4 protein-coding genes are annotated in these 5,389 nt (G+C 40.1%); 3 read left to right on the top strand and 1 reads right to left on the bottom strand.

Translation table 11 applies throughout. The annotated features are described in order from the left end of the window. Positions 1-249: 249 nt before the first annotated feature. Positions 250-453, bottom strand: coding sequence for a hypothetical protein (locus tag HMPREF9969_RS13200; protein ID WP_036895385.1), 204 nt, complete (start codon positions 451-453; stop codon positions 250-252). A 643-nt stretch (positions 454-1,096) separates the two neighbouring features. Between HMPREF9969_RS13200 and HMPREF9969_RS06890 the strand changes: the two genes are divergently transcribed. From HMPREF9969_RS06890 to HMPREF9969_RS06880, 3 genes are all read left to right on the top strand, one after another. Continuing rightward, positions 1,097-2,644 (top strand): glycine--tRNA ligase, encoded by a 1,548-nt coding sequence (locus HMPREF9969_RS06890; protein ID WP_004382276.1) that lies wholly within the window; start codon positions 1,097-1,099, stop codon positions 2,642-2,644. 91 nt (positions 2,645-2,735) lie between these two features. After that, positions 2,736-3,407 (top strand): FKBP-type peptidyl-prolyl cis-trans isomerase, encoded by a 672-nt coding sequence (locus HMPREF9969_RS06885; protein WP_036895383.1) that lies wholly within the window; start codon positions 2,736-2,738, stop codon positions 3,405-3,407. Positions 3,408-3,573: 166 nt separating this feature from the next. Beyond that, on the top strand, positions 3,574-5,025 hold the full coding sequence (locus HMPREF9969_RS06880) for an MATE family efflux transporter (RefSeq protein ID WP_009435127.1): 1,452 nt from the start codon (positions 3,574-3,576) through the stop codon (positions 5,023-5,025). The last annotated feature ends 364 nt before the right edge of the window (positions 5,026-5,389 follow it).

The raw sequence follows: 5,389 nt of genomic DNA, 5'->3' as shown, positions 1-5,389 counted from the left end.
TGGTTTCGTTTACCTGAACTATTACGCAATTAGGTGCAGAATAATTCTTCTTTTCTTTCTTTTTCTCCATTGTTTTATTGATTAAAAATAGTTGTTATTTCGTGCTTAATTTCTCTATATTTCGGTTTAGGTACGGACACAAAAAAAGAACAAAGGAAACTCCTAGAAGTCCTTTGTTTACAGGGTTTGCGGCACGCTTCGCGCGCGCGTACGCGAGAAGAAAAAAATGTGTAATTTACGTCTGCTCTACTAGAGAGAGAGAGAGAGAGAGAGAGAGAGAGAGAGAGAGAGAGAGAGTATACAAATATTTGGAACTACCAAATAATTTGCCATCTTTTTCTCGATTATTTTTCTCTCCGTATTCAATGATTCAAATACAGAAGCACAACGCGCAACACCTTTATTATATAAGGCGTTGTTCGTTGTGGCTTGAATATTTAATGCTTGAATCATGATTGGGTTTATTTCTTTCGGCTGCAAAAGTAATAAAAGATATTAAAACGGCAAAGGAAACCAAAGAAAAAAAGACAGATTCGACTTAATTTCTCTAGAAAGAGACAGAGTAAGGCTTTAAAAGACATAGTAACAGAGGAACAAATTGATTTAGTAACAGATAAATGATTCTAAGACACAATGACAGAAAGACATATTTTTTTAATGACATATCATCCGTCGTTGACGGATTTTGTTTCCCTTCCACATATAGTATATTACTATCGTCTTATATTCCCCAGCTTTCTGTCTTAATATGTCATTAAAAGAATCTGTCTCTCTGTCATTGTGTCTATAAAATATACTATCGTTCCTTTGTCTTTAAAAACTATGTCATTAAAGAATCTGTCTCTCTGTCATTGTGTCTACAAAATATATTATCGTTCCTTTGCCTTTAAAAATATGTCATTAAAAGAATCTGTCTCTTTGTTATTGTGTCTATAAAATACATTATTGTTACTTTGTCTTTAGATATATGTCTCTTTGTCTGTGCAATGTAATCTGTACTCTTGTCTTGATTTATAAAGTTTCACGCTATTAATGAACTTATTCGACTAAAAAGATGTAACTTTGCGACAAATTTATAAGGAATAAAAAGATAATTATGGCACAAGAGGACGTTTTTAAGAAGATAGTAAGTCACTGTAAAGAGTATGGTTTTGTATTTCCCAGTAGTGATATCTATGATGGTTTAGCAGCTGTATATGACTATGGTCAGAATGGTGTTGAGCTTAAGAACAATATAAAACAGTACTGGTGGCAATCAATGGTATTGCTTCACAGCAATATTGTTGGTATTGATGCTTCTATCTTTATGCACCCAACTGTATGGAAAGCAAGTGGTCACGTTGATGCCTTCAACGACCCTTTGATTGATAACCGAGACTCTAAGAAGCGTTATCGTGCAGATAACCTTATCGAGGATCAGATAGCTAAATACGAAGAGAAGATAGATAAGGAAGTAGCAAAGGCAGCGAAGAAGTTCGGTGCAGACTTTGATGAAGTTAAGTTCCGCGAAACCAATCCTCGCGTCTTAGAACATCAAAAGAAACGTGACGAATTGCACGCTCGTTACACCGAAGCAATGCAAGGTCCTGACCTCGAAGCATTGAAGCAAATCATCCTTGATGAGGGTATTGTTGATCCAATCAGTGGTACAAAGAACTGGACAGATGTGCGTCAGTTCAATCTTATGTTCTCAACAGAAATGGGCGCATCAGCCGATGCAACCAATAAAATCTACCTACGTCCAGAGACTGCACAGGGTATCTTTGTAAACTTCCTCAACGTTCAGAAGACGGGTCGTATGAAGCTTCCTTTCGGTATCTGTCAGATAGGTAAGGCCTTTCGTAATGAGATCGTAGCACGTCAATTCGTGTTCCGTATGCGTGAATTTGAGCAGATGGAGATGCAGTTCTTCTGCCAACCTGGAACAGAGATGAAGTGGTTTGAGTATTGGAAGAAGCACCGTTTGGCATGGCATGAGGCTTTAGGTATGGGCGACGATAACTATCGTTTCCATGACCACGAGAAGTTAGCTCACTATGCCAATGCGGCTACTGACATTGAATTCCGTATGCCATTCGGTTTCAAGGAGGTTGAAGGTATCCACTCACGTACCAACTTTGACCTTTCACAACACGAGAAGTTCTCGGGAAGACAGATAAAGTATTTCGATCCAGAGCGCAATGAGAACTATGTTCCTTACGATGTTGAGACATCTATCGGAGTAGATCGTATGTTCTTATCAGTGATGTGTCACAGTTATACAGAGGAACCATTGGAGAATGGATCAAGCCGTATTGTATTGAAACTCCCCGAGCCTTTAGCACCAGTTAAGTGTGCTGTTCTACCATTGGTAAACAAAGATGGACTTCCTGAGAAGGCTCAAGAGATTGTTAACCAACTGAAGTTCCACTTCAATACACACATGGAGGCGAAGGACTCAATAGGTAAGCGTTATCGTCGCCAAGACGCTATTGGTACTCCATTCTGCGTGACTGTCGATGGTGACACATTGAATGATAACACCGTTACTCTGCGTTATCGCGACTCAATGAAGCAGGAACGTGTGCCAGTTGAGAAGCTCCGTGAGATAATAGAAGACCGTGTTTCAATCACTTCTCTATTGAAGAAGATTGATATTGATTAATAAGAGATAGGTTAGTAGAACTTACTTGTTTAACATCTTATCAATGGATGTTTCAGTAAGTGCTACTAACCTTTTTTGATATAAAAAGGCTATGACTAAAACGATAAAAACATTCTTTCGCCATGTTGTAAGTATGCTTTGCTTAGGCGGATTGCTGCTTGCTTCAATGAGCATTGTGTCTTGTTCCGAGGATAAAGACGATGTTGAAGAGTTTGCCAACTGGAAGGCTACGAACGAGAACTATTGGAATAAGCTTTATACAACTACTGAACAGAAGATAAAGGGAGGTGATACTTCTTGGAAGATAATCAAGAATTACACCTTAGACGGGCAACATGCTGTTGGTAATGCACAGCTGAGCTATAAGCCAGAGAATCATATCATTGTACATGTATTAGAGTCTGGCTCGGAGACAAAAAGCCCTCTTCTTACCGATTATGCATCGGTTCACTATATGGGACGTTTGATACCATCAACAACCTATACAGCTGGTTTAATCTTCGACAAATCATGGTCGTCTAACACCTTCAATGCGCTTACCTCTCGTCCAACACACTTTGAAGTAAGAGGTGTGGTAGACGGCTTCGCCACAGCCTTACAGCAGATGCATAGAGGCGACCATTGGGTTATTTACATCCCTTATCAGTTGGGGTATGGTGCCGTAAAGGCAGGTGGTGGTACGATTCCAGCCTATTCTACGCTTATATTCGATGTGCGATTAGTAGACTTCGCACATGTTGAGAAGAATCTAAAGGATAAATAAGAGTAGGACAACTAACTGTTTTTTATCGGTTGAATAGCCGAACCTTGTACTTGTAAGTAGGGACACACGTCATCATAAGAACTTCTTTTCATGTATGATAAAGGGGCTTATGAGGCGCATGTCCCTATGTCTTTTTACTTCAAATTATTGATTAATTCGTATCCCATTGCGTATCTCCTTTAGTAAAAACATAGCCGATGCACTCCTTTCAAAGATTCGAGAAGGAGAAGAGATGACGACGAGTGAGAAGTTTAATCTTATCATTCAGTTAAGTATTCCGTCGATTCTTGCACAGATAACAACCGTCCTGATGTTCTATATTGATGCTGGAATGGTTGGCTCATTGGGTGCAGAACCAGCTGCGGCAATCGGTCTTGTAGAACCCGCAACATGGCTCTTCTTCTCTTTAATAGGTGCTGTTACAATGGGATTCTCTGTACAGGCAGCTCACTTCATAGGTGCTAAAGACTTCTCAAAAGCACGCTCTGTAATGCGTCACGGATATGCCTTTGGACTCTGTTTTGCATTATGTTTTCTGCTTGTTACAGTGCTTATTGCACCCTATCTCCCTATATGGTTAAGGGGCGGAAAGGATATTCAGCACGATGCGTCTACTTACTTTCTTATCTTCTCTTTCATCATTCCTTTCCACCTTCTGGAGGTAATATCTGCCTCCATGTTGAAGGTTTCTGGCGATATGCGACGCCCCAGTTCAATGGCGATACTGATGTGTGTCTTGGATGTAATCTTCAATTACTTCTTCATCTTCCCAACGCATGACATCACCCTACTTGGGCTACAAGTAACAGTGCCAGGATGGGGTGCTGGCGTTGCAGGAGCAGCCTTCGGAAGTCTTTTAGCATTTATTGCTGTTGCATTACCATTGGCTTATTACGCCATATTCCGTAGTCCAATCCTTGCGTGGAAGTTGGATGTTGAACGCTTTGTGTGGCGTTGGCAATACATTTGGAATGCGGTGAAGATAGGTAGTCCTATGGCTTTGCAATATCTCTTGATGAATGGTGCTCAACTCGTATCAACGATGATTGTCGCTCCATTGGGGAATGTCTCGATAGCCGCCCATTCGTTTGCAATCACAGCCGAAAGTCTTTGTTATATGCCAGGCTATGGTATTAGTGAGGCTGCAACCACTCTCGTTGGACAGAGCGTAGGGGCGGGCAGGCGTGATTTGCATCGTAGTTTCGCATGGATGACCATATTCTTAGGAATGCTAGTGATGGCATTCATGGGCGTAATCATGTATATTTTCGCTCCCGAAATGATAAGTTTATTATCGCCAGTTGCCGATATACAAGCTCTGGGAACATCCGTTCTTCGGATTGAAGCATTCGCCGAACCCTTCTTTGCAGCAGCCATCGTCGCCTATAGCGTGTGCGTAGGAGCAGGCGATACATTGAAACCATCCTTCATAAACTTGGGTTGTATGTGGCTCGTCCGATTGACTCTTGCCTATGCGTTAGCCAGTGAATACGGATTGAAAGGCGTATGGTTTGCTATGGCTGTTGAACTTTCTTTCCGTGGAATCATGTTCTTGTTCTATCTAGCAACATATTCTTTAAGACAGAAGGACGAATCCTTTAAGACAAAGGAACGATAATATGTTTTGTAGACACAATGACAGAAAGAAATATCTTTTTAAATGACATATTTTTAAAGACAAAGTAACAGGAGAACATAAGACGATAGTAATATACTATATGTGGAAGGGAAACCAAATCCATCAACGACGGATGATATGTCATTAAAAAAATATGTCTTTTGTGTCTTAGAATCATTGTGTCTTAGAATCATTGTGTCTTAGAATCATTTCTCTATTACTAAACCAATCTGTTACTCTGTCTTTAAAGCCTTACTCTGTCTCTTTCTAGAGAAATTAAGTCGAATCTGTCTTTTTTTCTTTGGTTTCCTTTGCTGTTTTAATATCTTTTATTACTTTTGCAGCCGAAAGAAATAAACCCAAT

It is taken from the genome of Prevotella sp. oral taxon 306 str. F0472, from assembly GCF_000257925.1.
Taxonomy (GTDB): domain Bacteria; phylum Bacteroidota; class Bacteroidia; order Bacteroidales; family Bacteroidaceae; genus Prevotella; species Prevotella vespertina.
Note: the sequence above shows the minus strand (reverse complement) of the source record. Positions and strands in the feature narration are given on the sequence as shown.